Consider the following 25,711-nt stretch of genomic DNA (forward strand, 5'->3'; position numbering starts at 1 on the left):
GAGGCGTTACGTAATCATTACAGGACCGGCTGTTGCCGATTGGCAACAGCCGGCGAGGTAACCTATCCCTCGACCTGATCGAGATAGGCGCCATATCCCTCCGCTTCCATCGCCTCCTTGGGGACGAAGCGCAAAGCAGCCGAATTGATGCAGTAGCGCAGACCGCCGCGATCGCGCGGCCCGTCGGGGAAGACATGGCCGAGATGGCTGTCACCGCCCGTCGACCGGACTTCGGTGCGGACCATCCCGTGCGTCGTGTCGCGCAGTTCGGCGACATTGGCCGGTTCGATCGGCTTGGTGAAGCTCGGCCAGCCGCAATGCGAATCGAACTTGTCGGCCGATGCGAACAGCGGCTCGCCCGACACGATGTCGACATAGATGCCGGCGCGCTTCTCGTGGAGATATTCGCCGGTACCGGGGCGTTCGGTGCCGCTTTGCTGAGTCACATAATATTGTTCGGGGGTGAGGCGGGCGAGCGCCTCCTCGGTCTTGCGATAGTCGGTCATGCTGTCGTTCCTTCGTTACCGCCTAGATGGGGCCGAACCGGCCCCACGCAACCGGATCAGAACAACTCGCCAAGGAACGCGACGACCGAGGCCCACGACCGGCGATCGGCATCGGCGTCATAGGCCATGCCCTTTTCGGGTGCCGCGGCATGGGGGTTGGTGAAGGCATGCATCGCCCGGCCATGCGCGTGCAACTGCCAGTCGGCCCCGCGGTCGCGCATCTCCTCGGCAAAGGCCAGCACCTTGTCCGGCGCGGCCATCGGGTCCTGCCAGCCATGTTCGACCAGTATCTTCGCCGCGATCGGACCGTCGTTCGCCAGATCGTTGCCGTCGAGCAACCCGTGCAGGCTGACCACGCCGAGCACGCCGTCCGCCCCGCCGCGCGCGAGGTCGAGGACGCACAGCCCGCCGAAGCAATAGCCGATCGCCGCCATCTTGCTCCCATCGACCTGGTCGAGCGACGCCGCGAACGTCGCCGCCGCCCGCATCCGCTGCAACAATGCCGCGCGGTCGGACAGGAACGGGCCGATCAGATGGCTGTTGTCGCCCGCCGGATCGCCCTGCACGTCCTTGCCGAACATATCGATGGCGATGCCGACATAGCCAAGCTCGGCAAGGCGCTCGGCAGTCTTGTGCTCGCCCTCGCCGCGCCCGGCCCATTGGTGCGCGATCAGCACGGCCGGGGCCGGACCGTCCGCCGCCGGAAAGGCGATGCCCGCCTGCAACACCGTGTCGCCATCGCGATAGTCGAAATACGCAACCGTCATTCTTCGCCTTCCTTCTCGATATCGCCGCCTGAACGGTCGATAGCATCGGGGGGTTGCGCAAGCACGACGCCTCTTCGTACGATGTCGACGAAGCGCCGAAATACAGGCGCGATCACAGGAGGTTGAGCGATGCGCACGATGTTGGCGACCCTGTTGGCGGCAACCGCCACCGCCGCCCTGGCCCAGGATGCGCCCATGCTGGGCGCCAGCAACCACGCGGTCGACGTCGCCCTCGTCACGCCTGCCGGTGCCCCGACCTTCGCCGACGAGTTTGCGGGCAAGCGGATCGATCCGGCCCATTGGCGCTTCGACACCAGCCGCAATCGCGACGGCTGGTACAATAACGAGGCGCAATATTACGCCCCCGCCAACACCCCCGCCAATGCCCGGATCGCCGACGGCGCGCTGGTGATCGAGGCGCGACGCGAAAAGCCGAAGGGCAGCGATTCGGGCGGGCAGGACTATACCTCCGCCCGGATCGTCTCGACGAAGCCGATGGGCTATGGCTTCTACGACATCCGCGCGAAGCTGCCGTGCGGACGCGGCATCTGGCCGGCGCTGTGGATGCTGCCGCCCGACGGCAAATGGCCCGACGAGGGCGAGATCGATATCCTCGAACTGGTCGGCTACGAACCCGATCTGGTCCATGCGACGCTGCATACCGGTGCCTTCAATCATGCGAAGGGCACGCAGCGTGGAGGCGCGCGCCGGATGACCGACGTGTGCGGCCAATGGCATAATTACCAGCTCGACTGGACGCCACAGGCGATCACCATCGGCGTGGACGGGCGCGGCTATATGCGCGTCGCCAACGACCAGCCGGGCGGACGCGCGGCATGGCCGTTCGACCGGCCGTTCAACCTGATCCTGAACGTCGCGGTCGGCGGCGACTGGGGCGGCAAGATGGGCATCGACGACAGCAAGTTCCCGCAATCGATGCAGGTCGATTATGTCCGCTACTGGCGGCGCTGAACCACGACCAGTTCGCCACAGGCGGGAATGAAGTCGACCGCGCGCGTCACCGGCTGCCCGGCCAGCAGCGCGCGCAGCGTCGCGATCGGCCCGCCATGCGCGACGACCAGCACGCACGGACGCTCGGGCAGCGCCTGCCATGCCGCCAGCACCCGCTCGGCAAGGTCGCGCCCGCTTTCCCCGTCGCCGGGGCGATAGGTCGGCTCGGTCATCATCCGGTCCATCTCTGCGCCCGTCTCGCGCCAGATCGCGTCCCACGACCGGCCCTCCCATGCGCCGAAATCGCGTTCGAGCCAGCGGGGATCGGTGGCGACCGGCACGTCGCGGCCGCGCGCGACATGCTCGGCCAGCCGCCGGGTTCGGATCGCACCCGAATGGACGATCGCGTCGATCGGCGTGGCGGCCAGATCGGCGGCGATCCGCGCTGCCAACGCCTGACCCGCCCGGCTCAACCCCATGTCGGACCGGCCATAGCAGCGCCCCTCCCACGCCTTCGCGACCGGCGGATGGCGCAGCAACAACAGCTTCACCGTGCAGCGACCGCCAGCAACAGCGCCAGCTGCCCCATCGCCGCCGCGAAGCCGAGACAGTCGCCGGTACTTCCCCCGATCCGGGCGAGCAGGAACCGCCGCAGCCAGAACAGCAACAGGAGCATCGCCGCACCCGCCGCACCGGTCACGCCGGGTCGCAGCCACAGGATCGGCGCCAGGCCCGGCAGCGCCAACACCCCCGCCAGCGCCAGCCGCGCCGGCGGCATCCGTCCGGCGCGCACCGCCATCCCCGCGCCGCTCCCCACCGGCGCGACGATCGCTGCCAGCGTCACCGCGCACAGCCGCCCCGCCGTCGCCGCACCGATGATCGCCGCCGCCGCGACCGGCGCTGGCAGTGCAACGATCGCGGCGATGCGGAGCACGACCGTCAGCCCCAGCCCCAACGCGCCATAGCTGCCGATGCGGCTGTCCTTCATGATCGTCAGCGCGCGCTCACCGCTGGCCGTGCCACCGAACGCGTCGCAAAAATCGGCGACGGCGTCCTCGTGAAACGCGCCGGTCAGCAGCGCCTCGACGATCAGCGCGAGGATCGCGGCGACCAGCGGCGGCCAGAGCCAGCCGGCAACGACGAACACCCCCGCCGTCATCGCGCCGATCAGCGTGCCGACCGGTGGCAGCCACGCCATCGCCCGCGCCAGCCCCGCCGCCGCCTGTTCACCCGTCAGCCGGTTCAGGATCGGCACCGGCAGCCGCGTCAGGAACTGGACCGCCAGCAACGGCGCGGCCCAGCGCGGCACCTCAATCGGCACGATCCGCCCCGATCTGGTCGAGCCGCACCACGTCGTTGAGCAACGCCGCCGCCGCGTCGAGCAACGGCAGCGCGGTCAGCGCCCCGCTGCCCTCGCCCAACCGCATCTCCCATTCCAGCACCGGCGCCAGCCCGAGCGCGGCGAGCGCCGCACCATGCCCCGGTTCGGCCGAACGATGCCCGGCGATCATCGCCCGTACGCTACCCGGCACCAGCCGTTCGGCGATCAGCGCGGCGGCGGTGCTGACATAGCCATCGAGCAGCAACGTCACCCCCCGCGCCGCGCCGGTCGCATAGAAACCCGCCATCGCCGCAATCTCATAGCCGGCGACCGACGCGATCGCTTCGCGCGGATCGGCCATCGCCCGTGCGCGCGCCGTCGCAGCGGCCACCACGCCGCGCTTGGCGGCCAGCACCGGATCGTCCGCCCCCGCCCCGCGCCCGACCGCCGCTGGCGGATCGATCCCGGTCAGCAGCGCGGTCAGGCAGGCGGCGGGGGTGGTGTTGCCGATCCCCATCTCACCCGCGATCAGCAGCACCGCGCCTTCGTCGATCGCGCGCATGGCTTCGTCGGCCCCGACCGCCCATGCCGCATCGAACTGCGCCACGGTCATCGCCGGCCCGACCCCCAGCGGTTCGGTGCCATCGGCCACCCGCGCGTCGCGAAAGAACGCCGGCCCCTCGACCCGCGCGCCGATCATGCCGACATCGACCAGCCGCAGCGGACAATCAGCGGCGCTGGCCAGCGCGTTGCTGGTGGCGCGGCCCGACAGGATCGTCGCGACCATCATCGCCGTCACCGCCGACGGCCATGCCGACACCCCCTCCGCGACACAGCCATGATCGGCTGCGAACAACACGGCGCGGCGGGGCGAGGTCCGCGCATCGATGCGCCGCTGGGTCAGTGCCAGTTCGGTCGCCAGCGCCTCCAGCCGCCCCATCGCCCCGCGCGGCTTGGCCAGCGCGTCCAGATGGGCGCGAATGTCGTCGATCATGGTGCCTCCCCGGCAATATCCAGCAATGAGTCGATATCGAGCGCCGCTTCGAGCGCAGCCGCCACCCCGTCGAGTGCGGCATCGATCGCCTCGCGCCGGTCGAGCGGATCGCCCGCCGCGCCGATCCGCGCCAGCAGACTGGCGCGCGCCGTGGCTGCGTCGAACAGGCCGTGGACGTAGCAGCCGGCGATCTGCCCGTCGCGCGCGACCGCTCCGTCGGGCGAGCCATCGGCAAATCGAAGAAACGGGAGCGTACCCGGCGCGGCGGTCGTGACGCCGGCATGGATCTCATAGCCCGCGAACGCCGCCCCATCGGCCAATGTACCGGAGGCCAGCCGCGTCGTCTTGTTGCCGGCAATCACCGTCTCGACCGGCAGCAGGCCAAGACCGGCGACCTTCCCCGCCGGCCCCTCGATTCCGTCCGGGTCGGCGATGCCGGTCCCCAGCATCTGATAGCCGCCGCAAATGCCGATCACTTGTCCCCCGCGCCGGACATGTGCGGCAAGGTCGATATCCCAACCCTGTTCGCGCAGGAAGGCGAGGTCGGCGATCGTCGCCTTGGTCCCGGGCAGGATCACCAGCGCGGCATCGCCCGGCAGCGGCTGGCCCGGCGGGATCATCCGCAGCCGGACCGCGGGATCGTGCGCCAGCGCGTCGAAATCGTCGAAATTGGCGATGCGCGACAGCATCGGCACCGCGATCAGCGGCCCCTCGCCGCTCTCGCCGCCCCGCCCCAGCGCCACCGCATCCTCGGCGGGCAGGCGGGCAGCGTCGGGCAGCCACGGCACCAGCCCGATATCGCGCCAGCCGGTCCGTGCCACGATCTCGGCGCGGCCGTCGTCGAACAGTGCCGGGTCGCCCCGGAATTTGTTGACCAGAAAGCCGCGGATCATCGCCGCATCGGCCGGGTCGATCACCGCCTGCGTCCCGACCAGCGAAGCGATCACCCCGCCGCGATCGATATCGCCCGCCAGCACCACCGGCACGCCTGCCGCCCGCGCAAAGCCCATATTGGCGATATCGCCCGCGCGCAGGTTGATTTCGGCGGGCGATCCCGCACCCTCGACCACGACGATATCGGCCTCCGCCGACAGCCGGCGATAGGCGGCGACGACCTGGCCGAGCAATTCCTCGCGTCGCCGCCGATAATCGCCTGCCGCCATCGTGCCCGCCACCCGCCCGGCGACGACCAATTGCGACGTGCGGTCACTCTGCGGCTTCAACAGCACCGGGTTCATGGTCGTGGTCGGCGGCACGCGACACGCCATCGCCTGCAGCGCCTGCGCCCGGCCGATCTCGCCGCCATCGGCACAGACGGCGGCGTTGTTCGACATATTCTGCGCCTTGAACGGACGTACCCGCAGGCCCCGATTGGTCAGCAGGCGGCACAGCCCGGCGACCAGCACCGACTTGCCGACGTCCGATCCGGTCCCCTGAATCATCACCCCAGCCATGGCACGATCCCGACCAGCATCCACAGCAACAGGCAGGCCGTCCGGCAGATGCGAAGCGCCCGCAGCAGATCGTTGGCATCGGGCAGCGGCCCGTCGCCGAGAACCGCGCGGTGCGCCGGCTCGGCATCATAGGTCACCGCGCCGCCCAGCCGCCGGCCCAGCGCGCCCGCCATCGCCGCTTCCGGCCAGCCGCCATTGGGCGAGGCATGGGCGGGCGCATCGCGGCGCATCGTCTGCCAGCCGCCCTGTCCGGCCAGTGCGATCAGCACGCCCGCGATCCGCGCCGGTACGAAATTGACGAGGTCATCGGCCCGCGCCGCCGCCCAGCCGAACGCCGACAGGTCCGGCGTGCGATGCCCGACCATCGAGTCCGCAGTGTTGATCGCCTTCACCGCGAACAGTCCCGGCAGCCCGAACAGCAACAGCCCCAGCGCGGGCGCGACCACCCCGTCGCAGAAACTCTCCGCCAGGCTTTCGATCGCCGCCGTCGCTACGCCCGCCTCGTCCAGCCGGTCGGTATCGCGCCCGACGATCATCGCCACCGCCTGTCGTGCCGCGCCCGGATCGCCCGCCGCCAATGGCCGCGCGACCGCCGCGACATGATCGTACAGGCTGCGTTGCGCCAGCCCTGTGGTCGCCACCGCCACGGTGACGATCGTCCCCAGCCGCTCGATCGCGACGCCGAGCACGACCGACAGCGCGACCAGCAGCACGACCAGCGCCACCCCCTCCAACCGACGCCGCCGGTTCCAGCGCCGCTCGAACCCGTCGATCAGCGCGCCGACGCCCATCACCGGATGCCACCAGCGGCGCGGGTAACCGACCGCCGCCTCGACGATCAGCGCGGCGAGTGCGATCACCGCGCGACCGGCAGGATATAGCGATGGCCCTGCGGCGTCCGGCCGATCTCGACCTCGATGCCATAGGCTTCGGCGATGGCCGGCGCGGTCAGTACCGCATCCGCCTCGCCGCTCGCCACGATCCGCCCGTCCTTCAGCAGCACCGCATCGTCCGCGACCCGCGCCGCCAGATGCAGGTCGTGCAGCACCAGCACCACGCCGCGCCCGCCCGCCGCCACGCCGCGCAACCGCGCCAGCACGTCCAGCTGGTGGGCGGGGTCGAGGCTGGCGAGCGGTTCGTCGGCCAGCAGCCAGTCGGGCTCTCCCGCCAGCACCCGCGCCAGCAGCGCCCGGCCCCGCTCGCCCCCCGACAGCCGCTTGACGCCCCGGTCGGCCAGCGCGGTCATGTCGGTCGCGGCCAGCGCCGCCGCGACCGCATCGCGATCGGCCTGCGTCTCGCCCCACCGACCGCGATGCGCGAACCGCCCCAGCCCGACCAGCGTTTGAACATCGATATCCCAATGCACATCCGCCGATTGCGGCAACAACCCGATCGCCCGCGCCCGAGCGCGCCGGTCGATCGCCTGCACATCCTCGCCGCCCAGCCGCGCTGCACCGCTATCGGGTCGGCGCAGCGCCGCGAGACAGGCGAGCAGGCTCGACTTGCCCGCGCCATTCGCCCCTAGCAGCGCGGTCACCCGCCCGGGTCGAAACGCGAAGGACACGTCATTCAGCACGCGCTTGCCGCCCAGCGTCAGGCCGATCGCATCGGCAGTCAGGTCGGTCATGCCAGCCTCCGCCGCATCGCGATCAGCAGATAGAGGAAGAACGGCCCGCCCAGCATCGACATGGCGATGCCCAGCCGCAACTCGCTAACGGTCGGGGCAAGGCGTACGAGGCTGTCGGCAAGGGTCAGCAGCACCGCGCCGGCCAGCGCAGAGGGCAGCAGGATCGCCGAGGGCCGGTTGCCGGCAAAGGGCCGGACCATGTGCGGCACGATCAGCCCGACGAAGCCGATGATCCCTGCCGACGCCACCGACGCCCCGACCGTCAGCGCGATGCCCGCGATCACCAGCCGCTGCAGCCGCGCCGGATCGACCCCCATCGACCGCGCCGCCGCCTCGCCCAGCGTCAGCGCGTCGAGCGACCGCGCGGTCATCGCCAGCACCACCATCCCCGCGACGATCAGCGGTGCGGCGACCAGCACATCGTCCCAGCTGCGATCGGTCAGCGCGCCCATCAGCCACGTCACGATCTGCGACGACACGAACGGCGTCGGGGCAAGGCTGATCGCGAGCGCGGTCAGCGATCCGGTGATGCTGGTCAGGATCATGCCGCCGAGTGTGAACAGGATCAGGCTGCCCGAACGGCCCGCGATCAGCGCCAGCAACGCCATCGTCACCCCCGCCCCGACCAATGCGAAACCGGGCAACAGCCACATCTGTACGGCATAGCCGAAATACAGCGCGATCACCGCGCCGAACGCCGCGCCCGACGACACGCCGAACAGCCCCGGATCGGCCAGCGGATTGCGCAGATAGCCCTGCATCACCGCGCCCGACAGGCCGAGCGCGCTCCCCACCAGCAGCGCCAGCACGGTACGCGGCAGGCGCAGTTCGACGATGATGATCGAACGCGGATCGGCGGCGGTCCATGCATCGAGCGGCACCCACACCTTCCCCGCCGCGACCGACAGACAGGCGGCCAGCAGCAGCAGGACGATCAGCCCCAGCGTCAACCGCTTCACGACGCCACCTGCGCACGCACCTGCCGCAACCGCGCCATCGCCGCAACGATCGTCGGTCCGCCGCAATTCATCAGCCGCGTGGGGTATGCGGCGACGGTAATATGCTTCCCCAGCCGCCGCACCGCCGGATGGCCGGTCATGCGGTCGTCCTGCACCCCTGCCGGCGCGGTCGAGAGCAGCACGCGCGGCGGATCGGCGACCAGATATTCGAGGGGGAGGACGTCCCATTGCTTCAGGCCATATGTCGCGCTCATGTTGCGAAAGCCCGCGCGTTTGAGCAGGTCGTCGGTCAGCGTGCCGCTACCCGGCACCAGCCCGTTCCCCTGCCACACCAGCGCGCTGACCGGTCGCGCCGACGATGGTGCCGCGGCCATCGCGATGCGCGCGGCCAGTGCCTCGCCCCGCGCGGCATGGCCGGTGGCGGCGGCGATCTCGCGGACCTGCGCGATGCTTTCCGGCACCGATTCCGCGACCGGATATTGCACCAGCCTGATCCGCAGCCGCTTCAGCGCGGCGATCGTCGCGGGTTCGACATGTGGCCCCGCCAGCACGATATCGGGGCGCAGCGCCGCCACTTCCTCCGCCGTGCCCGACGTCGCCTTGAACCGGTTCGACCACGCCAGCGGCACCGAGGTCGCCCGCACATCCTGCGAATAATGGCTGATGCCGATAATCTGCGCCGGATCGGCGACGCGGGCCAGCACCGCATCGACGCACGGGTTGATCGACACGATGCGGGGCGCACGCGGCGCGGCCGATACCAGTGCCGGCGCCACCAGCAACAGGGCGAAGAGGCGGATCAATATTCGACGCCCTTCTGCGCCTTGAACCCGGCATGATAGGGATGCTTGACCTCGCCGAACTCGGTGATCAGGTCGGCGATCTCCAGCAATTCGGGCTTCGCGTTGCGACCGGTGATGCAGATATGCTTGGTCAGCGGACGGTCTTTGAGGAAATCGACGATCTCGGCGATCGGCAGCGTGTCGTCGCGCAGCACGATGTTGAGTTCGTCCAGAATCACGAAGTCGATCGCGGGATCGAGGATCATTTCCTTCGAGCGCTCCCACGCGGCACGCGCGGCGGCGATGTCCTGGGCGCGGTCCTGCGTTTCCCAGGTGAAGCCCTCGCCCATCACCTCGAAGCTGGCGAGGTCGGGATGCGCGTCGAAAAAGTTGCGCTCGCCCGTCTCCCACTTGCCCTTCACATATTGCAGGATCGCGACCTTCATCCCCCAGCCGATGCTGCGGATCGCCATGCCGAACGCGCTCGACGACTTGCCCTTGCCATTGCCGGTATGGACGATCAGCAGCCCGCGTTCGAGCGTGCGGCGCGCCTGCATCTTTTCGCGCGCCACCGCCATGCGCTGCATCCGCGCATTGTGCTTCGCATAGTCGTCGGGGGTCTCGGTCATCGGTCATACTCCGATAGGGCGGTGGTCAGGCGGGAAAGCGCCGCGCCATCGGGCGGCAGGCCGATCCGCAACCGGTCGCGCCGGTCGGCGAACGGCCGGGTCAGGATGGCATGGTTGCACAGGTGACGGAACAGCGCATGCGCATCGCCGGTCTCGATCAGCCGGAACAGCGGCGCATGGCCGACCATCGGCCACCCCGCCAGCGCATTGTCGAGCAGTGCGCCGACCGTCTCGATGCGCCCGGCCTGACCCATGGCAAAGTCGCGATCGGCATAGGCCGCCGCCCCGATCCGCACCGCCGCGCTCGACACCGGCCAGTCGCCGAGCAACCGCCGCAGCGCTGCCGTCACTCCGCCGCCCGCGATCACGAAGCCCAGCCGCAATCCGGGCAGCCCATGGAATTTGCCGAAGGATCGCAGCACGATCAGCCGGTCGGACGCCTGCGCACCCAGGCCGGGTGCGGGATCGGCATAGGCTTCGTCGACCATCACGATCCGCTGCCGCATCAGCGCCAGCAGATGCTCGGGCGGCGTGACGAGGCCATCGGGATTGGCGGGACTGGCCAGCACCAGCAGGTCGGCATCGCCCGGATCGGCGAGCGCCGCGACGGGGCGCGCATCGGGCCATGCGGCGACATGACCGGCATAGCCCGGCCACACCACCGCCGGCCGCTCGACATTCAGGATCACCGCCAGCAGCCGCAGCGCCAGGTCGGTCCCGGGCACCGCCACCACCCGCGCCGGATCGGCGACGCCGAATGCCTGCGCCGCCGCCGCTTCCAGTACCGCCAGTTCGCCCGGTTCGGGCAGGCGATCATGGCCGGGATCGATCGCGCCATGCGGATACACCCATGGCGCAATGCCGGTCGACAGGTCGATCCAGTCCTCCCCGCCGAACACGCGCGCGGCGGCGGTCACCCGCCCGCCATGCGCCCAGAATTCGGCGAGGTCGGTCATCAGTAGCTGAGCCTTACGCCACCATAGGCGGCGCGCCCCGGCGTCCCATATTGGAAGATCGTCTGATAGCGTTCGTCGAACAGATTTTCGACGCGGCCATAGACTTCGATCCGCTCGGTAACCGGGAACGACGCACGCAGATCGGTCAGGACATAGCCGTCCAGCCGCCGCGTATTCGACGCATTGTCGAAACTGTCGCCGATCATGGTGACGGTCGCGCCGACGCCCAGCCCGAAGCCCCAGCGATAATCGGCATTTACCGTCAGGCTGTCGGCAGGACGCCGCGCCAGCTTGCGCCCGAAATTGGCGGTGCCGGCCGAGCGGTTCTCGGCATCCAGCCACGTATAGGCGGCGGCGACGGTGAACGCCTCCACCGGACGCAGCTTCAGCACGAATTCCAGCCCCTTCGCCTCGGCACGGGCGATATTGTCATAGGTGCCGAACGGCCGTCCGGCACAGATGCCGGTACCCGCCGGCGGGCAGGAGATGAACGCGATCAGATCCTTCGACGTCCGGTCGAACCATGTCGCGCTCGCCTCGACCGCGCCGTCGAGCCCGCGCTGGGTGATGCCCGCGTCCCAGCCCTGCGAACGTTCGGGGGTCAGCAGCGCATTCCCATATTCGCTCTGCAACTGGTACAGGGTCGGCGCCTTGAACCCTTCGGAATAGCTGGCGCGCAGCAGCGTGTTGCCCCGGTTCGGCGACCATACGCCGCTGCCCGCAAACACGGTCGCCCCGCCGAAGACATTATGGTCGTCGTGCCGCACCCCGCCGGTCAGCGTCAGGTTCGCGATCGGCGTCACCGCCAACTGGCCATAGACCCCGAACAGCCGCGCGCGACCGGTGGTGGGTGTGCCGCCATAGCTGGAAGAGGTGAAGCGCGACACTTCGCGTTCGACGCCGAAGGTCGCGAACACGGCATCGGTCACGTCGAACGACCCCTGATAGTCGAAGCGATCGTTGCGCCCCTTGCCCCGGAAGGTCTCGGTCGGGATGCTATCGGGATCGGTGTTGGTGCGGTTGCTCGACGTATGGGCATAGCCGATGCGGTTGCGGAACCGCCCGTCGAACAGCGCGGCGTTCAGCCCGGTATAGCCGGTCCATTGCTCGGCATCGCCAACTTCACGCGTATCGCCGAAGGAAAAGGTCGGTGCCGGAAACCCGTCAATCTCGGTCCGCCCGTTCGAATAGAAGCCGCGCACGTCGACCGACACGCTGTCGGCCAGCGCCACCGATACGCTGCCGTTCGCGCCGTAGTTGCGATAACCGTCGGCCTCACGCCCTGGCGCATAGGCCGAAATGCCGTCGGTGGTCAGGAACCCGCCGCCGATGCTGGCCGAAACCGGTCCGGCCTTGCCCGAGATATTGGCGAACCCCTGTCCGGTGCCGAACGAACCGCCTTCGCCGCGCACGTTGATCGACAGGTCGTCGGTCGGCTGGCGGGTGATGAGGTTGACGACGCCGCCGATCGCCTGGCTGCCCCACAGCACCGACTGCGCGCCACGCAACACTTCGATACGGGCGATATTGCCGACCAGCAGGTTGCCGAAATTGAACCCGCCGCCCGGCGACGACGGATCGTTCAGCTTGACGCCATCGATCAGCGCCACGGTCTGGTCGCTGTCGGCGCCGCGGATGTTGACGCTAGTCGTCGTGCCGATGCCGCCATTGCGGGTGACGGTGACGCCTGGCGTCTGGCGCAGCAGGTCGGACACGACCACTGCCTGCCGCTGTTCGATGGTGGCGAGGTCGAGCACGGTCACCGCCTGCCCGACGGTATCGACCGGCCGCGCCTCGCGATTGGCGGTGACGACGATCTCGTCATCGCCCTGCGCCACGCGTTCGAGGCCGGCCGACGACTGCGCGCTCTGCGCGAAGCTCGGGGTTGCCGCCAACAGGCAGGGCAGCAACAGGAAACGGGTCTTCATTCGGGTAATCCCCCTAGATGCAATCCGGGGGCGCACGCGACAGGAGCGGCAGACAGCTGTCCCCCGCGCACACACGACCCCAACGACGTCGTCACGCGAGGAAACCCTCGATCACCCGGCACACCCCGTCCGCGCGAAGGACAACCGCGACGGGCAGGTCTCCTGGCTCCCGGGTCGTCGCCTTGCCCGGCCTTCCCGGACGGATGTCCAGTGGCACGCGGGGGAGCAAGGCTCGCCGGTCACAGTTGCGGGGGCAGCCCCGGATGACGCGTTCGCGACGCGCTTCCGGGTTCCCTTTTCATCCCATTTCTGGGAACCTGTCGCATCCGCGCCCTTAGAGCGCATCGGGGCACAGGACAAGATGGCGACGAGTTTGTTCCTGGGCGGGGCGCGTTCGGGCAAGAGCCGGCTGGCGCAGCAGGCGTGCGAGGCGCTGGCCGGACCCTGGACCTATCTGGCGACGGCGGAAGCGTGGGACGCGGAGATGACCGACCGCATCGCCCGCCACCGCGCCGATCGCGGCCCCGGCTGGCATACGGTCGAATGCCCGGTCGATCTGGCGGCGGCGATCGATGCGGCGACGGGGCCGGTGCTGGTCGATTGCCTGACGCTATGGCTGTCGAACCTGATGCTTGGCGACCATGATATCGACCGCCATACCGCCGACCTGCTCGCCGCGATCGGCCGGGCGCGGCACCCTGTGCTGCTGGTCAGCAACGAAGTCGGCATGGGCATCGTCCCCGACCATCCGCTTGGCCGGCGGTTTCGCGATGCCGCGGGGCGGTTGAACCAGGCGGTGGCGGCGAAGGTCGATCGCTGCTGGTTCGTCGTGGCGGGCATGGTGCTGCCGCTGGAGCGGTTCGAGCCATGACCGCAGTTTGGCGTCATCCCAGCGCAGGCTGGGATCTCCGTCCACAAGCGCGCGCCTGCGGCCCGATGCCCCAGCCTGCGCTGGGGCGACGGTACCTTACGAGCGGTCGGCCAACACGTCCCGCAACGGGGTCCAGTCCACATCATACCGCCCATTGTCCACGGGCGCGCTAGGCGCCCGACCATCGAACATATTGTGCAGATACTGCATGCCTTGCCACGCCGGAAACACCTGATCCCGTGCCGGAAACAGCCGGCGCGTTACGGCGATCATCCGCGCCAGCGACCCCAGCGACCCGGCGCGCAACAGTCCATAGGGCCGGCCCGTCACCTCGCCCATCAATGCCGCCAGGTCGCGCGCGCTGACCTCGGCCCCCGCGATATGCAGGTCGCGCGGCGCGGCGGGGTCGAGCGCGGCGGCGGCGGTATAGGCGGCGACATCGTCCTTGGTCGTCAGCGCGAACTTCACGTCCGCATCACCCCAGTACAGCACGCGCCGCACCCGCCGCTGGACCAGCGGCATCTGCCCGTTCAGCATATCGGCGAACGCGCCGTTGAAGATCGACGTCGCCATGATCGGCGCGGTGTCGATCCGGGTGCGGAAGGCGCGGCGCAAGTCGAAATTGCGGTTGGTGCCGGTCGGCAGCGCGCGATAGTCGATCGAGAAGTCGGACGGAATGAACCGCGCCGCGCCGCCGCCCAGCGCCGCGTCGAGCAATCGCGTCTGCGCATCGAGGATCGTCTCCCCCAGCCCGTTCAGCGCCGACACCACGCACACCACGCCGCGACAGGCATGGGCCAGCGCCTGCGCGTCGCCGAAATCGACCGGGTGGGGATCGGCCCCGATCGCCTCCAGCGCCGCGATCCGGTCGGCCGCGGTGCCCGGCCGGACCAGCGCGCGCACCTTCGCACCGCGCGCGACTGCCGCCTTCGCGATCCGCCCGCCCAAATCGCCGGTCGCCCCCGCGACGATGATCGTGTCCATGTCCGTTTCCCGCCTGTCGTTCCGACGAACCGTCAGGGCGTGTCGTGCGTTCCCCGTCGCGGCAACGCAAGGGGGCGATTAACATGAGTCAAGGCACGGCACCGCGCTGCCCGATCTGCGGCAACGCCAACTGGCACGACCGCGCACTGCCCGAATGCACCCATTGCGGGCTGGCGGTCGTCGACCTTCATTTCGACGCCAAGCGGTTACGCCACGCCATCGCCGATCATCTGTGCCGCGACACTCCCGAACGCGACTTCGCGCTCGCCCCCCATGCCCGGCGCAATGCGGCATGGGCACTGGGACTGGTCGATGGCCGGCCCGCCACCCCCCGACCGCACAGCGTCACCCTCGGCATGATCGCCCGCGCCGGCGAGGCGGACACCATCGCCACGATGCTCGCCGACCTCCGCCCCGCCTTCCCCCACGCCATCGTCCTGCTCGACGGCACACCCGCCGACGCGGCGGCCCTGGCCGAACGGACGCCTTGGGCGCAGATCGTCGCCCATCCGCTGAACGGCGACTTCGCGGCGCAGCGTAACCGGGTGCAGGCGCTGGCCAGCGGCTGGGTGCTGCAACTCGACACCGATGAGCGGCCCGATGCGGCGCTGCTGGCGTCGCTCGGCTGGTTGACGCAGGCGGCCGACCGCGACGGCCTGCAATCGCTCGGCCTGCCGCGCCGCAACTGGGTCGATGGCGTGCAGTCGGCGTTGTGGCCCGATATCCAGTACCGGCTGAACCATGCCGGCCTCCGTTTCGCCGGCACCGTTCACGAACGCCCGGTCGTGCCGTTCGAGCGCACCTCGCTGGCCCTTGCGGGCGCGATCGATCATCATCTCAGCCGGGCGCGCGTCGTCGAACGCTCGGTCGTCTACGAAGCCATGTCGACCGGCGCCGGCCGCCCCAGCGACGAAGCCGCGCTGCTCCGCCCGTTCGCCGCCGCGACATAGGCCGCTACCGTCTCTGCCGCGAGTCCGGCGCGGGTGAAGCGCCCCGCCGCGACCCGCGCCGCCGCCGACAAGGCCTGCCGCAGCTCGCCATCGCGCAGCATCCGCCGCAGGATCGCGCCCAGCGCCGCCGCCGTGCAATCCTGTGCCAGCAATCCCGCACCGCTGCCGCCGACGAACAATTGGGCGCTCGGATCCTCGCCGCATGCGGCGATCGGCCGGCCGAACGTCATCGCTTCCTGATAGACCAACCCGAAACTTTCGTACCGCGACGGCGCGACGACGATATGCGCCGCCGCCAGCGCGGCATGCAGCGTATCGTCATCGACCCGATGGTAGCTATCGATCCGCTTGAGCGCGGCGGGCGGCAGCCGGTCGAGTTCCTGGCGGTGCAGCCCGATCATCGTCAGCCGGAAATCGGGCAGCGTCCCGGCATCCGCCTCCGCCGCCAGCGCGGGCAGCGCGCCGATCAGCGCGTCGGTCCCTTTCCGCGGTTCGTTGCGCCCGACGAACAGCATCCGCAGCACGGCATTGCCCGGCGGATAGGGCGCCGCACGTCCCGCATCGACGATCGCGGGGGGTAGGCTGAGGCCGATCACCGCATGGCCCGGCCCCGGCGGCTGCGTGCCATAGAGCGCCGCGACCTTCGCGCCATGCGCTTCGGTATTGGAAATCAGCCCCGCCGACCGGCGGGCCGACAGCGCCTCCAGCGACACCGCCGCCCAGCGATCGATCCGGTCGCGCACCGACCGTGGCTTGGCCGCACTCGTCGCGACCGGCGTCGAATTGCGCGTCACCAGCGGCACCGGCCCGGTCAGCGCGACCCACAGCCCCGGCGCATACCAGTTGGTCGCCTCGACCACGTCGAACGGCCGTTCGGCATGCAGTCGCCGCACCACCCGCGCGACCATTGCCGGACCGCACAAATGCCCGATCGCCGGCCAGCGGCGCAATCTGGCAAGCCAGTCATCGGCCTGCGCCCCGACCACCTCGACCGCGCCGTCCATGCTGCGGTCCGCGCGGTCCATCGTCACGACGCGCACGTCATGCCCCGCCTCGGCCAGCGCCTGCGCGATCTCGCGTGCCGCACGCGACAGGCCGCTCTTTTCTGGCGGATAGGCCCAGCTGATCAAGCCGACCCTCATGCCGCCGCGCCCTGCGCCAGCGCGATCCGTTCGCGGTACAGCTTCACATAATCCTCCGCCATTCGTGTCGCGGTGAAGCGCGCCTCGAACCGTTCGCGCACCTTTGCCCGGTCGATCGTGTCGATCCGCGCCAGCGCCTCGACCGCCGCTTCCTCGGTCTTCACCACGAAACCGGTGACGCCATGCTCGACCACCTCGCGCACGCTGCCGCGATCCCATGCGATCACCGGCGTGCCGCACGCCATCGCCTCGATCATCACCAACCCGAAGGGCTCGGGCCAGTCGATCGGGAAGATCAGCGCCGCCGCCCCGCCCAGCAGCGCCTGTTTGGCGCGATCGTCGACCTCGCCGACATGTTCGGCATCCGCACCCAGCAATGGTGCGACCTGTTCGTCGAAATAGCGCGGATTGCCGACATCGATACCGCCCGCCAGCCGGATCGGCCGCCCCGCCGCGCGCGCGACGCGGATCGCGACGTCGGGCCGCTTCTGGTCGGTCATCCGCCCGATAAAGGCCACTCCCTCCCCGCCCGCGCCGGGTTCGAACCGGTCGACCGGGATACCGTGATGCACCACCCCCGCGCGATTGGCGCGCGGCAGGTCGCGCGCCTGCGCCGCCGAGATCGCCGCGACCGGCAATTCGGGAAAGCTGTGGAAGAACAGCTTGCGGTCGAGTTCGTCGAGCCGCCAATGCACCGTCGTCACGCTCCGTCCGATCCGGTCGCCCAGCACCGCGGCATGGGCGAATTCGCCATGGCAATGGACGACGTCGAACTCGTGCAGATGCTCGGCCAGCAACCCCAGCTGCGCCGCCTCCAGCGCGGCGGGCACGCCGGGCGCGACCGGTCCGTGATAGGCCTGTAGCGCGCGCAGGCTGGGATGGGCGGACAGGTGGCGCGCAGTGGTCACGCTGTCGCTCGGTGCGATCAGCGTGACGTCATGGCCCATCGCCATCAGCGCCTCGGTCAGGTCGGATACCACGCGCTCGGTCCCGCCGGTCTTTCCGGGGGGCGTGGGGTAGATGACGGGGGCGATCTGCGCGATCCGAAGCGGGGATACCATCGCCCACCGGAACCAAGCGGGAGCCGAACGGTTCCTGTCGGGGCGGGCACAAGTCCGCAAATTTTAACGGGAAAGTTCCGTAATGTTCATATTGCACCTCGCGCTACAGGGCTGTCTTCGTGCGCGCGAGGTTGAATATGGCGTTACCGCCGACACCGGCGGCCATATCCGCTATCTGCTCGATCTGGTCGCCGCCACCGGCCGGAACGACGCGATCACCCGGACCGAGATCGTCACCCGCGCCTTTCGCGGCGGCCCGCTCGGCGATGGTTACTGGCGCGAGGTGGAAACGATCGACGACACCACCCGGATCGTCCGGCTGCGCTCGGCCAGCGACGCCTATCTGGCGAAAGAAGCGCTGTGGCAGGAACAGGACAGCCTGGTCGACGCGCTGGTCGCGCATATCGACGGGCTGGACTGCCGCCCCGACCTGATCCACGCCCATTATGCCGATGCCGGCGCGGTGGCGGCAGCGGTGAAGGCGCGCCTCGGCATCCCCTATCTCTTCACCGCCCATTCGCTGGGGCGGGTCAAGCGCATCGCCTTCGGCACCGACTGTGCCGAGACGCAGGGGCTGGAGCGCCGTATCGATATCGAGGACCGCGCCATCGCCGATGCCGATGCGATCATCGCCTCGTCGCGTGACGAGGCGGAGGTGCAATATGCCGGCTATCCCAGCTACGATCCCGGCCGCATCCGCATCATCCCGCCGGGCAGCGATCTGGCGATGTTCGCGGGTACCTGCAGCGATGCGATGGTCGATGCGCGGATCGATCGCTTCCTTGCCGATCCGTCCAAGCCGGTAATCCTCGCGCTGGCACGACCCGTCAGCAAGAAGAACCTCGCGGCGCTGGTCCATGCCTATGGCCGCTGCCCGGCGCTGCAGACCGCCGCCAATCTGGTGATCGTCGCCGGCACGCGCGACGATCCGCGCAGCCTCGAACCCGAACTGGCCGGCAACATGGCCGAACTGTTCGCGCTGATCGACCGCTACGACCTCTATGGTTCGGTCGCGATTCCCAAGAGCCACGCCCCGCATGAAGTCCCCGCCCTCTATGCCCATGCCCGGGCGCGGCGCGGCATCTTCGTCAATCCGGCGCTCAACGAACCCTTCGGCCTGACGCTGCTGGAGGCGGCGGCATCGGGCCTGCCGCTGGTCGCGACCGACAGCGGCGGACCGAACGATATTATCGAGGGCTGCGGCAACGGCATCCTCGTCGACCCGCGCGATCCGCAGGCGATCGGCCGGGCGATGCTGACCATCCTGTCCGACGACGCGCTGTGGGACCGCTATTCGCAGGCAGGCGCGACCGCCGCCGAACTCTATGACTGGGACGGCCATGTCGCGCGCTATGCCGAACTGGCGCAGGCGGTGATCGCCCCGCCCGCCCCGGTCGCCGAGGCACCGCGCCTGCTGCTGATCTCCGACATCGACAACACGCTGCTGGGGGAAAGCGAAGCGGCGCAGGCGTTCAATCTGTGGCATGGCGACCAGCACGACATGATGTTCGGCATCGCCACCGGGCGCAGCCTGCACAGCGCGCTGGCGATCCTCGCCCAGAACCAGGTCGCCCCGCCTGCGGTCATGATCACCTCGGTCGGCTCGGAAATCTACCACCGCGGTCATGGCGGCATCTATGTCCGCGACGACGCATGGACCGCGACGATCGATGCCGGCTGGGATCGGCAGGCGATCGCCGCGCTGCTCGCCACGCAGGGCGATCTGCGTCCGCAAAGCCCGCTCGAACAGCGCAGCCACAAGCTGAGCTATTTCACCGCCGGCGAACCCGACATCGCCCAGCGGATCCGCGACCTGCTCGCCGATGCCGGCTTCGCCGCGTCGGTGATCCACAGCCATGGCCGCTATCTCGACATCCTCCCGCTCGCCGCGTCGAAGGGGACGGCGGTCGATTATGTGCGCCAACGCGCGGGGATGCGCCGCGATCAGGTGATCGTCGCCGGCGACAGCGGCAACGATGTCGAAATGCTGCGCGCCTGCGCCCATGCCATCATCGTCGGCAATTATTCGGACGGCCTCGCCCAGCGTCCCGACCTCGCCCATAGCTATGTCGCGCGGCGCGGCTATGCGTTCGGCATCATGGAGGGGGTCGCGCATTTCCGGGCGCAGCCGCAGCCGGTGCAGCAGCGCCTGTCGGCGTGATCTCGGTCTGTACGCTGGTGCGCGGGCGGACCGCGCATCTCGCCAATCTGTTGTCGGGGCTGGCCGGACAGACGCGCGCGCCCGACGAACTGGTCATCGCCTATATGCAGGACGCCGCCCCCGCCGGCCTGCCCGATCCCGGCGTGCCGGTGCGCGAGGTGTTCGTGCCCGGCGACCCGATGCCGCTGGCGCGGGCGCGCAACGAAGCGGCGGCGGCGGCGCGGGGCGACCGGCTGATCTTCCTCGACGTCGACTGCATCCCCTCGCCCACGCTGGTCGCGCGCTATGCCACGGTGCTCGACGAACGTCCCGCCTGCTATCTGGGCGAGGTCCGCTATCTCCCGCCCGGCCCCGTCGATCCGGACAGGGCCGTCCGCCACCCCGCCAAGCCGGCCCTGGCCGATAACGAAGTCCGCCCGGTGCCGAGCCATGGCGAGCTATGGGGCCTGTCCTTCGCCCTCCCGCGCAGCGCGTGGGACGCGGCGGGCGGCATGGACACCGGCTATGTCGGCTATGGCGGCGAGGAGACCGACTTCGCCTGGGCGTTGGCGGCGGCAGGGGTGCCGATGGCGTGGGTCGGCGGGGCGGTCGCGTGGCATCAGCATCACGCCGTCCATGTCCCGCCGTTGCACCAATTCGACGCGATCCTGCGCAACGCCACCCGCTTTCGCGCGCGCTGGGGGCGGTGGTGCATGGACTATTGGCTCGGGCAATTCGCCGACATGGGACTGATAGGCTGGTCGCCCGATGCCGATGCGATCACGCTGCTGCGCCATCCGACTTCGGCCGAAGTTGCCACCAGCCACCGCGCCGACGCACTGTTCAGCTAGGTATCGCCCGGCTTTCCTACAACGAACCGTTCTGGTTACGTTCCACCTCCAGCAGGAGGATGATATGGACGCGACCAATTTGATCGAAAACGTCATCGACCGCGAAGGCGGCTATGTCGACCACCCCGCCGATCGCGGCGGCCCGACCCGTTTCGGCATCACCCAGGCCGTTGCCCGCGCCGAAGGCTATGACGGCCCGATCCGCGAATTGCCGCGCAGCTTCGCCGCGACGCTCTACCGCCGCCGCTACTGGCAGGCGCCGGCCTTCGACCGCGTCGCGCTGCGCGCGCCCGCGCTTGCCGCCGAATTGTTCGACACCGGCGTCAACATGGGACCGGCGGTCGCCGCGACCTTTCTGCAACGTGTGCTCAACGCCCTGAACCGCGAACAACGCGACTGGGCCGATATCGTGGTCGATGGCAACATCGGCGCGAAAACGTTGCACGCCCTCGACGCCCTGCTCGCCACGCGCGGCCCGGCGGCGGAGGCGGTTTTGGTCCGCGCGATCAACGCCTTGCAGGGCGAACGCTATCTCCGCCTCGCTGAACGTCGCCCCGCCAACGAAGCCTTTCTCTACGGCTGGCTGGCCCATCGCGCAGGCTGATCCGTGTAACCTTTGTCAACTTCCGACGACAGGAACGACGATGCTCAACACTCTGATCGCGCCGATCGCGGCACTGCTCGACAAGCTCATCCCCGATCCAAAGGCGCGCGACGCCGCCAAGCTCGAACTGCTTAAACTCGAAAGCACCGCCGATCTCGACCGGGTCAAGGCGCAACTCTCGGCGATCGTGGCGGAGGCGCAGTCGACCGACCCGTGGACCTCGCGCGCAAGGCCCGGCTTTCTCTACGTGATGTATGCGCTGCTGCTCTGGGCGATCCCGATGGGGCTGATCTCGGCGGTCCAGCCCGAAATGGCGGCCGGCATCGCGCGGGGGATGACCGCCTATCTGCGCGGCATCCCCGAGGAATTGTACGCGCTCTTCGGCACCGGCTATCTCGGCTACACCGCCGCCCGGGCATAGGGGAAAGCCAAGGGCGTAGAACGCTAAAAATCCTCCCCGGCACGGGGAGGGGGACCAGCGAAGCTGGTGGAGGGGGGTCTTCACACACGGAACGGCGGTGTGTGAGGCCTGCCCCCTCCACCATGCTGCGCATGGTCCCTCCCCATGAATGGGGAGGAACTTGTACCGCCGAACCCCCTCCCCATATCCGCGCCCATGAGCAAAGAGACGGTGTGGCACGGCACCACGATTGTATCCGTGCGTCGCGGCGGTCGCGTGGTGATCGCGGGGGATGGGCAGGTTTCGGCCGGACAGACGGTCATGAAACCCAATGCGCGGAAAGTCCGCCCGCTGGGCGATGGCAAGGTCATCGCGGGCTTCGCCGGCGCCACCGCCGACGCCTTCACCCTGTTCGAACGGCTGGAAGCGAAGCTGGAGCGCCATCAGGGCCAGCTGCTGCGCGCCGCGGTCGAACTGGCCAAGGACTGGCGCACCGACAAGTTCCTCCGCAATCTGGAGGCAATGCTGATCGTCGCCGACAAGGACGTGACGCTGGTCGTCACCGGCAATGGCGACGTGCTCGAACCCGAAGCCGGCATCGCCGCGATCGGATCGGGCGGCAATTTCGCCCTCGCCGCCGCCCGCGCCCTTTCCGACTATGAAGGCGACGCCGAAAAGGTCGCGCGCAAGGCGCTCGCCATCGCTGCCGACCTGTGCGTCTACACCAACGATCGCGTCACCCTCGAAGCGCTCGACAGCGCGAACTGACGGACATTCCATGCAAGACAATCTGACGCCCAAGGCGATCGTCGCCGCCCTCGACGCGCACATCATCGGCCAGCAGGACGCCAAGCGCGCCGTCGCGGTCGCCTTGCGCAACCGCTGGCGCCGCCAGCAGCTCTCGCCCGACCTGCGCGACGAGGTTTCGCCGAAGAACATCCTGATGATCGGCCCTACCGGCTGCGGCAAGACCGAGATCAGCCGCCGCCTCGCCAAGCTGGCCGACGCGCCGTTCGTGAAGGTCGAGGCGACCAAGTTCACCGAGGTCGGCTATGTCGGCCGCGACGTCGAACAGATCGCCCGCGACCTCGTCGAGGAAGCGATCCGGCTGGAGCGCGAACGCCGCCGCGTCGCGGTGAAGGACAAGGCCGAGGAAGCGGCGATGGCCCGCCTGCTCGACGCGCTGACCGGCAAGGGCGCCAGCGAAGCTACCCGCGAGGCGTTCCGCCAGCGCTTCCACGACGGCCATCTCGACGACAAGGAGGTCGAGATCGAACTCGACGCCGCGCCGCAGATGCCGTTCGAAATCCCCGGCGCCGCGCCGCAGATGATCAACCTGTCCGAAATGATGGGCAAGGCGTTCGGCGGCGGCCAGCAGAAGCGCCGCAAGCTGACCGTGCGCGCCGCCTGGGACAAGCTGGTCGAGGAAGAGGCCGACAAGCGCCTCGACCAGGACGAGGTCAGCCGCGCCGCCCTTGCCGATGCCGAGGCCAACGGCATCGTCTTTCTCGACGAAATCGACAAGATCGCGGTCAGCGACGTGCGCGGCGGTAGCGTCAGCCGCGAAGGCGTGCAGCGCGACCTGCTGCCGCTGATCGAAGGGACGACCGTCGCCACCAAATACGGCCCGATGAAGACCGACCATGTCCTCTTCATCGCCAGCGGCGCGTTCCATGTCGCCAAGCCCAGCGACCTGCTGCCCGAACTACAGGGCCGCCTGCCGATCCGGGTCGAGCTGAAGGGGCTGACCGAAGCCGATTTCATCGCGATCCTGTCGGATACCAAGGCGTCGCTCCCCGCCCAGTATCGCGCGCTGCTCGGCACCGAATCGGTCGAGGTGACCTTCACCGACGAGGGGCTGGCCGCCATCGCCCGTATCGCGGCGGAGGTGAATGCCGAGGTCGAGAATATCGGCGCCCGTCGCCTGCAGACGGTCATGGAAAAGCTGCTCGAAGAGGTCAGCTTCGATGCCGAGGACCGCGCGGGACAGGCGGTGACGATCGACGCCGCCTATGTCGACAAGCAGTTGGCGACCATCGCGCGGAACACGGACCTGAGCCGCTACGTGCTGTAAGAGGTTCTCGACAAGCTCGAACTGAACGGGGGTGGTTTGGGTACCCCTAGCCTCCCCGTTCGGTTCGAGCAGCTTCGAGCGAAGTCGAGAAGCGTCCGTCGAGAACCCGTCCGCTTGGGCCACCCAGGTTCTCGACAAGCTCGAACCAAACGGAATGGACCGGTCTCACCCCACCTTGTCATACGGCACGAAGTCGCCGAACGTGCAGTCGCCCGACGCGATCGGCACGCCGCGATCGACCAGTCGGAAGCGGTCGTTGCGGCACACATTGGTCCCGTACAGGATCGACACCACGATCTGATCGTCGCGCAGGAACGGGCAGCGATCGCGCACCTGCGTTCGCCACAGCCGCTTGCCGCTCTGACGATAGATCAACGAGTCACCGACGATCTGCGGCCCGTCCGTGAACCCGGTCGGCAGGCAGTTTTCGGGCTTGCCCGCGACCCGCCCTTCCAGCGTCTTGGCGAGCAGCCGGTCGCCCTTCTCCTGCATCGCCGCCTGTTGCTGCGGCGTCGCGCATGCCCCCAACAGCAGCGCCGCCGTCCATGCCATTCGCTTCATCGCGCCTCTCCTCTACGGTTAGAACGCATCCTTCGCCGCACGGTGCCGTGCCAGTTCCTCGACGGACCGACTGCGCAGGAACGGATTGGTCGCCAGTTCCGCGCCGATCGTGGTCGGCACCGTCGCCTCGCCCTTCGCGCGCATCGCCTCGACCTCCGCCATCCGCTCGACGAGCGCCGCATTGTCCGGTTCGGCGACCAGCGCATAGCGGCCGTTCGACAGCGTATATTCGTGCCCGCAATAAACCCGCGTCTCGGGCGGCAGCACCGCATAACGCTGCATATTGGCGAACATCTCGGCCGCCGTCCCTTCGAACAGCCGCCCGCAACCCATAGCGAACAGCGTGTCGCCGGTGAACAGCAGCGCGTCGTCGGCAAAGTGGAACGCGATATGTCCCGCAGTATGGCCCGGCACCGACCACACGGTCGCCTGCGCGTCACCGATCGACAGCATCGCCCCTTCGCCGACGCCGCGGTCGAGATCGGCGATCTTCGGGCGCTCTGCCTCCGGCCCGGTCACCTCGGCACCGGTCGCCGCCTTGATCACCGCATTGCCGCCGACATGGTCGGGATGCCAGTGGGTGTTCCAGATCGCGGTTATCGTCCAGCCGCGTGTCCCCGCTGCGTCGAGGAGCGGCTGCCCCTCGCCCGGATCGATCGCCACCGTCTCGCCGCTCGCTTCGTCATGCAGCAGCCACGCATAGTTATCGGACAGGACCGGAACGCGGACGACTTCCATCACCACGTCCCCACGTTCGGCATCGATGCCCAGGGTTCGGCGGCGGGCAGCGATCCGTCCTGCAACAGCTCGATCGAGATACCGTCGGGCGTTTTCACGAACGCCATATGCCCGTCGCGCGGCGGGCGGTTGATCGTCACCCCCGCATCCATCAGCCGCTGGCACGTCGCATAGATATCGTCGACGCGGAACGCCAGATGGCCGAAATTGCGGCCGCCGCCATAAGGTTCGGGGTCCCAATTATGGGTCAGCTCGACCTCGGCCACCCCCTCCTGCCCCGGCGCGGCGAGGAAGATCAGCGTGAAACGGCCGCGGTCATTGTCCATGCGCCGAACCTCGCTCAGGCCCAGCATCTCGAAAAAGGCGATGGTGGCGTCCGGGTCGCTTACCCGGATCATGGTGTGGAGATAGCGGGTCATCGGCGGCTCCGTTGGTGGAAGCCCGGCATATCGGGTCGCCAC

Annotated in this window: 28 protein-coding genes and 1 riboswitch; of the genes, 9 read left to right on the forward strand and 19 right to left on the reverse strand. The window is 69.1% G+C overall.

The features are described 5' to 3' along the window. Positions 1–62 precede the first annotated feature (62 nt). Together msrB and ACZ1JS_RS13290 are read right to left on the reverse strand one after the other, a co-directional pair. The gene (msrB, locus tag ACZ1JS_RS13285) at positions 63–506 is read right to left on the reverse strand and encodes a peptide-methionine (R)-S-oxide reductase MsrB (protein WP_465166472.1); all 444 of its coding nucleotides are present in this window, start codon (positions 504–506) and stop codon (positions 63–65) included. 56 nt (positions 507–562) lie between these two features. Then, positions 563–1,273: a dienelactone hydrolase family protein gene (locus tag ACZ1JS_RS13290; protein WP_465166473.1), complete on the reverse strand. Its 711-nt coding sequence runs from the start codon at positions 1,271–1,273 to the stop codon at positions 563–565. A 129-nt stretch (positions 1,274–1,402) separates the two neighbouring features. On the opposite strand from ACZ1JS_RS13290, the gene ACZ1JS_RS13295 reads away from it, so the two are divergent. After that, positions 1,403–2,245: a glycoside hydrolase family 16 protein gene (locus ACZ1JS_RS13295; protein WP_465166474.1), complete on the forward strand. Its 843-nt coding sequence runs from the start codon at positions 1,403–1,405 to the stop codon at positions 2,243–2,245. Here ACZ1JS_RS13295 and ACZ1JS_RS13300 read toward each other — a convergent pair. From ACZ1JS_RS13300 to ACZ1JS_RS13350, 11 genes are read right to left on the reverse strand one after another with little or no spacing between them, the layout of a single operon-like run. After that, a complete protein-coding gene (locus ACZ1JS_RS13300) occupies positions 2,230–2,775 on the reverse strand; it encodes a histidine phosphatase family protein (RefSeq protein WP_465166475.1) in 546 nt (181 codons plus the stop codon). The genes ACZ1JS_RS13295 and ACZ1JS_RS13300 overlap by 16 nt on opposite strands. Further along, positions 2,772–3,545, reverse strand: coding sequence for an adenosylcobinamide-GDP ribazoletransferase (locus ACZ1JS_RS13305; RefSeq protein WP_465166476.1), 774 nt, complete (start codon positions 3,543–3,545; stop codon positions 2,772–2,774). Before ACZ1JS_RS13305 ends, ACZ1JS_RS13300 begins: the two co-directional genes overlap by 4 nt. Beyond that, positions 3,535–4,539 (reverse strand): nicotinate-nucleotide--dimethylbenzimidazole phosphoribosyltransferase, encoded by a 1,005-nt coding sequence (cobT, locus tag ACZ1JS_RS13310; protein ID WP_465166477.1) that lies wholly within the window; start codon positions 4,537–4,539, stop codon positions 3,535–3,537. Before cobT ends, ACZ1JS_RS13305 begins: the two co-directional genes overlap by 11 nt. Next, complete coding sequence (locus ACZ1JS_RS13315; protein WP_465166478.1) at positions 4,536–5,993, reverse strand: cobyric acid synthase; 1,458 nt, start codon at positions 5,991–5,993, stop codon at positions 4,536–4,538. Before ACZ1JS_RS13315 ends, cobT begins: the two co-directional genes overlap by 4 nt. Further along, complete coding sequence (gene cbiB, locus ACZ1JS_RS13320) at positions 5,981–6,850, reverse strand: adenosylcobinamide-phosphate synthase CbiB (RefSeq protein ID WP_465168695.1); 870 nt, start codon at positions 6,848–6,850, stop codon at positions 5,981–5,983. The genes ACZ1JS_RS13315 and cbiB overlap by 13 nt, the downstream gene beginning before the upstream one ends. After that, on the reverse strand, positions 6,850–7,620 hold the full coding sequence (locus tag ACZ1JS_RS13325; protein ID WP_465166479.1) for an ABC transporter ATP-binding protein: 771 nt from the start codon (positions 7,618–7,620) through the stop codon (positions 6,850–6,852). Before ACZ1JS_RS13325 ends, cbiB begins: the two co-directional genes overlap by 1 nt. Next, positions 7,617–8,579 (reverse strand): FecCD family ABC transporter permease, encoded by a 963-nt coding sequence (locus ACZ1JS_RS13330; protein WP_465166480.1) that lies wholly within the window; start codon positions 8,577–8,579, stop codon positions 7,617–7,619. Before ACZ1JS_RS13330 ends, ACZ1JS_RS13325 begins: the two co-directional genes overlap by 4 nt. Next, entirely contained in the window at positions 8,576–9,382 is an 807-nt protein-coding gene (locus ACZ1JS_RS13335; RefSeq protein WP_465166481.1) for an ABC transporter substrate-binding protein, read from the reverse strand. Before ACZ1JS_RS13335 ends, ACZ1JS_RS13330 begins: the two co-directional genes overlap by 4 nt. Beyond that, the gene (cobO, locus tag ACZ1JS_RS13340; RefSeq protein ID WP_465166482.1) at positions 9,379–9,990 is read right to left on the reverse strand and encodes a cob(I)yrinic acid a,c-diamide adenosyltransferase; all 612 of its coding nucleotides are present in this window, start codon (positions 9,988–9,990) and stop codon (positions 9,379–9,381) included. The genes ACZ1JS_RS13335 and cobO overlap by 4 nt, the downstream gene beginning before the upstream one ends. Next, on the reverse strand, positions 9,987–10,946 hold the full coding sequence (locus ACZ1JS_RS13345) for an aminotransferase class I/II-fold pyridoxal phosphate-dependent enzyme (RefSeq protein ID WP_465166483.1): 960 nt from the start codon (positions 10,944–10,946) through the stop codon (positions 9,987–9,989). The genes cobO and ACZ1JS_RS13345 overlap by 4 nt, the downstream gene beginning before the upstream one ends. Beyond that, positions 10,946–12,874, reverse strand: a complete 1,929-nt coding sequence (locus tag ACZ1JS_RS13350; protein ID WP_465166484.1) for a TonB-dependent receptor plug domain-containing protein — start codon at positions 12,872–12,874, stop codon at positions 10,946–10,948. Before ACZ1JS_RS13350 ends, ACZ1JS_RS13345 begins: the two co-directional genes overlap by 1 nt. Before the next feature lie 135 nt (positions 12,875–13,009). Beyond that, positions 13,010–13,210, reverse strand: a riboswitch (cobalamin riboswitch). Positions 13,211–13,235: 25 nt separating this feature from the next. On the opposite strand from ACZ1JS_RS13350, the gene cobU reads away from it, so the two are divergent. Beyond that, positions 13,236–13,745, forward strand: a complete 510-nt coding sequence (cobU, locus tag ACZ1JS_RS13355) for a bifunctional adenosylcobinamide kinase/adenosylcobinamide-phosphate guanylyltransferase (protein ID WP_465166485.1) — start codon at positions 13,236–13,238, stop codon at positions 13,743–13,745. A gap of 96 nt (positions 13,746–13,841) precedes the next feature. Here cobU and ACZ1JS_RS13360 read toward each other — a convergent pair whose 3' ends face one another. After that, positions 13,842–14,729, reverse strand: coding sequence for an NmrA family NAD(P)-binding protein (locus tag ACZ1JS_RS13360; protein WP_465166486.1), 888 nt, complete (start codon positions 14,727–14,729; stop codon positions 13,842–13,844). 83 nt (positions 14,730–14,812) lie between these two features. Here ACZ1JS_RS13360 and ACZ1JS_RS13365 point away from each other — a divergent pair, with 83 nt between their 5' ends. Then, complete coding sequence (locus ACZ1JS_RS13365; RefSeq protein WP_465166487.1) at positions 14,813–15,679, forward strand: glycosyltransferase family protein; 867 nt, start codon at positions 14,813–14,815, stop codon at positions 15,677–15,679. Here the strand turns inward: ACZ1JS_RS13365 and ACZ1JS_RS13370 are convergent. Both ACZ1JS_RS13370 and ACZ1JS_RS13375 read right to left on the reverse strand, forming a co-directional pair. After that, on the reverse strand, positions 15,601–16,821 hold the full coding sequence (locus tag ACZ1JS_RS13370) for a glycosyltransferase family 4 protein (RefSeq protein WP_465166488.1): 1,221 nt from the start codon (positions 16,819–16,821) through the stop codon (positions 15,601–15,603). The genes ACZ1JS_RS13365 and ACZ1JS_RS13370 overlap by 79 nt on opposite strands. Next, a complete protein-coding gene (locus ACZ1JS_RS13375; protein WP_465166489.1) occupies positions 16,818–17,882 on the reverse strand; it encodes a glycosyltransferase family 4 protein in 1,065 nt (354 codons plus the stop codon). Before ACZ1JS_RS13375 ends, ACZ1JS_RS13370 begins: the two co-directional genes overlap by 4 nt. Positions 17,883–17,964: 82 nt before the next feature. On the opposite strand from ACZ1JS_RS13375, the gene ACZ1JS_RS13380 reads away from it, so the two are divergent. The 6 genes from ACZ1JS_RS13380 (at position 17,965) to hslU (ending at position 23,951) form a co-directional block, all read left to right on the forward strand. After that, the gene (locus ACZ1JS_RS13380) at positions 17,965–20,043 is read left to right on the forward strand and encodes an HAD-IIB family hydrolase (protein ID WP_465166490.1); all 2,079 of its coding nucleotides are present in this window, start codon (positions 17,965–17,967) and stop codon (positions 20,041–20,043) included. Further along, the gene (locus tag ACZ1JS_RS13385; protein WP_465166491.1) at positions 20,040–20,873 is read left to right on the forward strand and encodes a glycosyltransferase family 2 protein; all 834 of its coding nucleotides are present in this window, start codon (positions 20,040–20,042) and stop codon (positions 20,871–20,873) included. The genes ACZ1JS_RS13380 and ACZ1JS_RS13385 overlap by 4 nt, the downstream gene beginning before the upstream one ends. A 64-nt stretch (positions 20,874–20,937) precedes the next feature. After that, positions 20,938–21,477 (forward strand): glycoside hydrolase family 108 protein, encoded by a 540-nt coding sequence (locus ACZ1JS_RS13390; protein WP_465166492.1) that lies wholly within the window; start codon positions 20,938–20,940, stop codon positions 21,475–21,477. Between the two features lie 40 nt (positions 21,478–21,517). Continuing rightward, positions 21,518–21,898, forward strand: a complete 381-nt coding sequence (locus ACZ1JS_RS13395) for a holin family protein (protein WP_465166493.1) — start codon at positions 21,518–21,520, stop codon at positions 21,896–21,898. Between the two features lie 195 nt (positions 21,899–22,093). Further along, entirely contained in the window at positions 22,094–22,645 is a 552-nt protein-coding gene (gene hslV, locus ACZ1JS_RS13400) for an ATP-dependent protease subunit HslV (RefSeq protein ID WP_345877147.1), read from the forward strand. A gap of 10 nt (positions 22,646–22,655) precedes the next feature. Further along, a complete protein-coding gene (hslU, locus tag ACZ1JS_RS13405; RefSeq protein WP_465166494.1) occupies positions 22,656–23,951 on the forward strand; it encodes an ATP-dependent protease ATPase subunit HslU in 1,296 nt (431 codons plus the stop codon). A 165-nt stretch (positions 23,952–24,116) separates the two neighbouring features. On the opposite strand, the gene ACZ1JS_RS13410 is transcribed toward hslU, so the two are convergent. The 3 genes from ACZ1JS_RS13410 to ACZ1JS_RS13420 are packed head-to-tail and all read right to left on the reverse strand — an operon-like array spanning position 24,117 to position 25,669. After that, positions 24,117–24,512 (reverse strand): hypothetical protein, encoded by a 396-nt coding sequence (locus ACZ1JS_RS13410; RefSeq protein WP_242120030.1) that lies wholly within the window; start codon positions 24,510–24,512, stop codon positions 24,117–24,119. Between the two features lie 18 nt (positions 24,513–24,530). After that, on the reverse strand, positions 24,531–25,253 hold the full coding sequence (gloB, locus tag ACZ1JS_RS13415) for a hydroxyacylglutathione hydrolase (RefSeq protein WP_465168696.1): 723 nt from the start codon (positions 25,251–25,253) through the stop codon (positions 24,531–24,533). After that, positions 25,250–25,669, reverse strand: a complete 420-nt coding sequence (locus ACZ1JS_RS13420) for a VOC family protein (protein ID WP_465166495.1) — start codon at positions 25,667–25,669, stop codon at positions 25,250–25,252. The genes gloB and ACZ1JS_RS13420 overlap by 4 nt, the downstream gene beginning before the upstream one ends. Positions 25,670–25,711 lie beyond the last annotated feature (42 nt).

The organism is Sphingomonas sp. BL-S-05 (assembly GCF_055521695.1).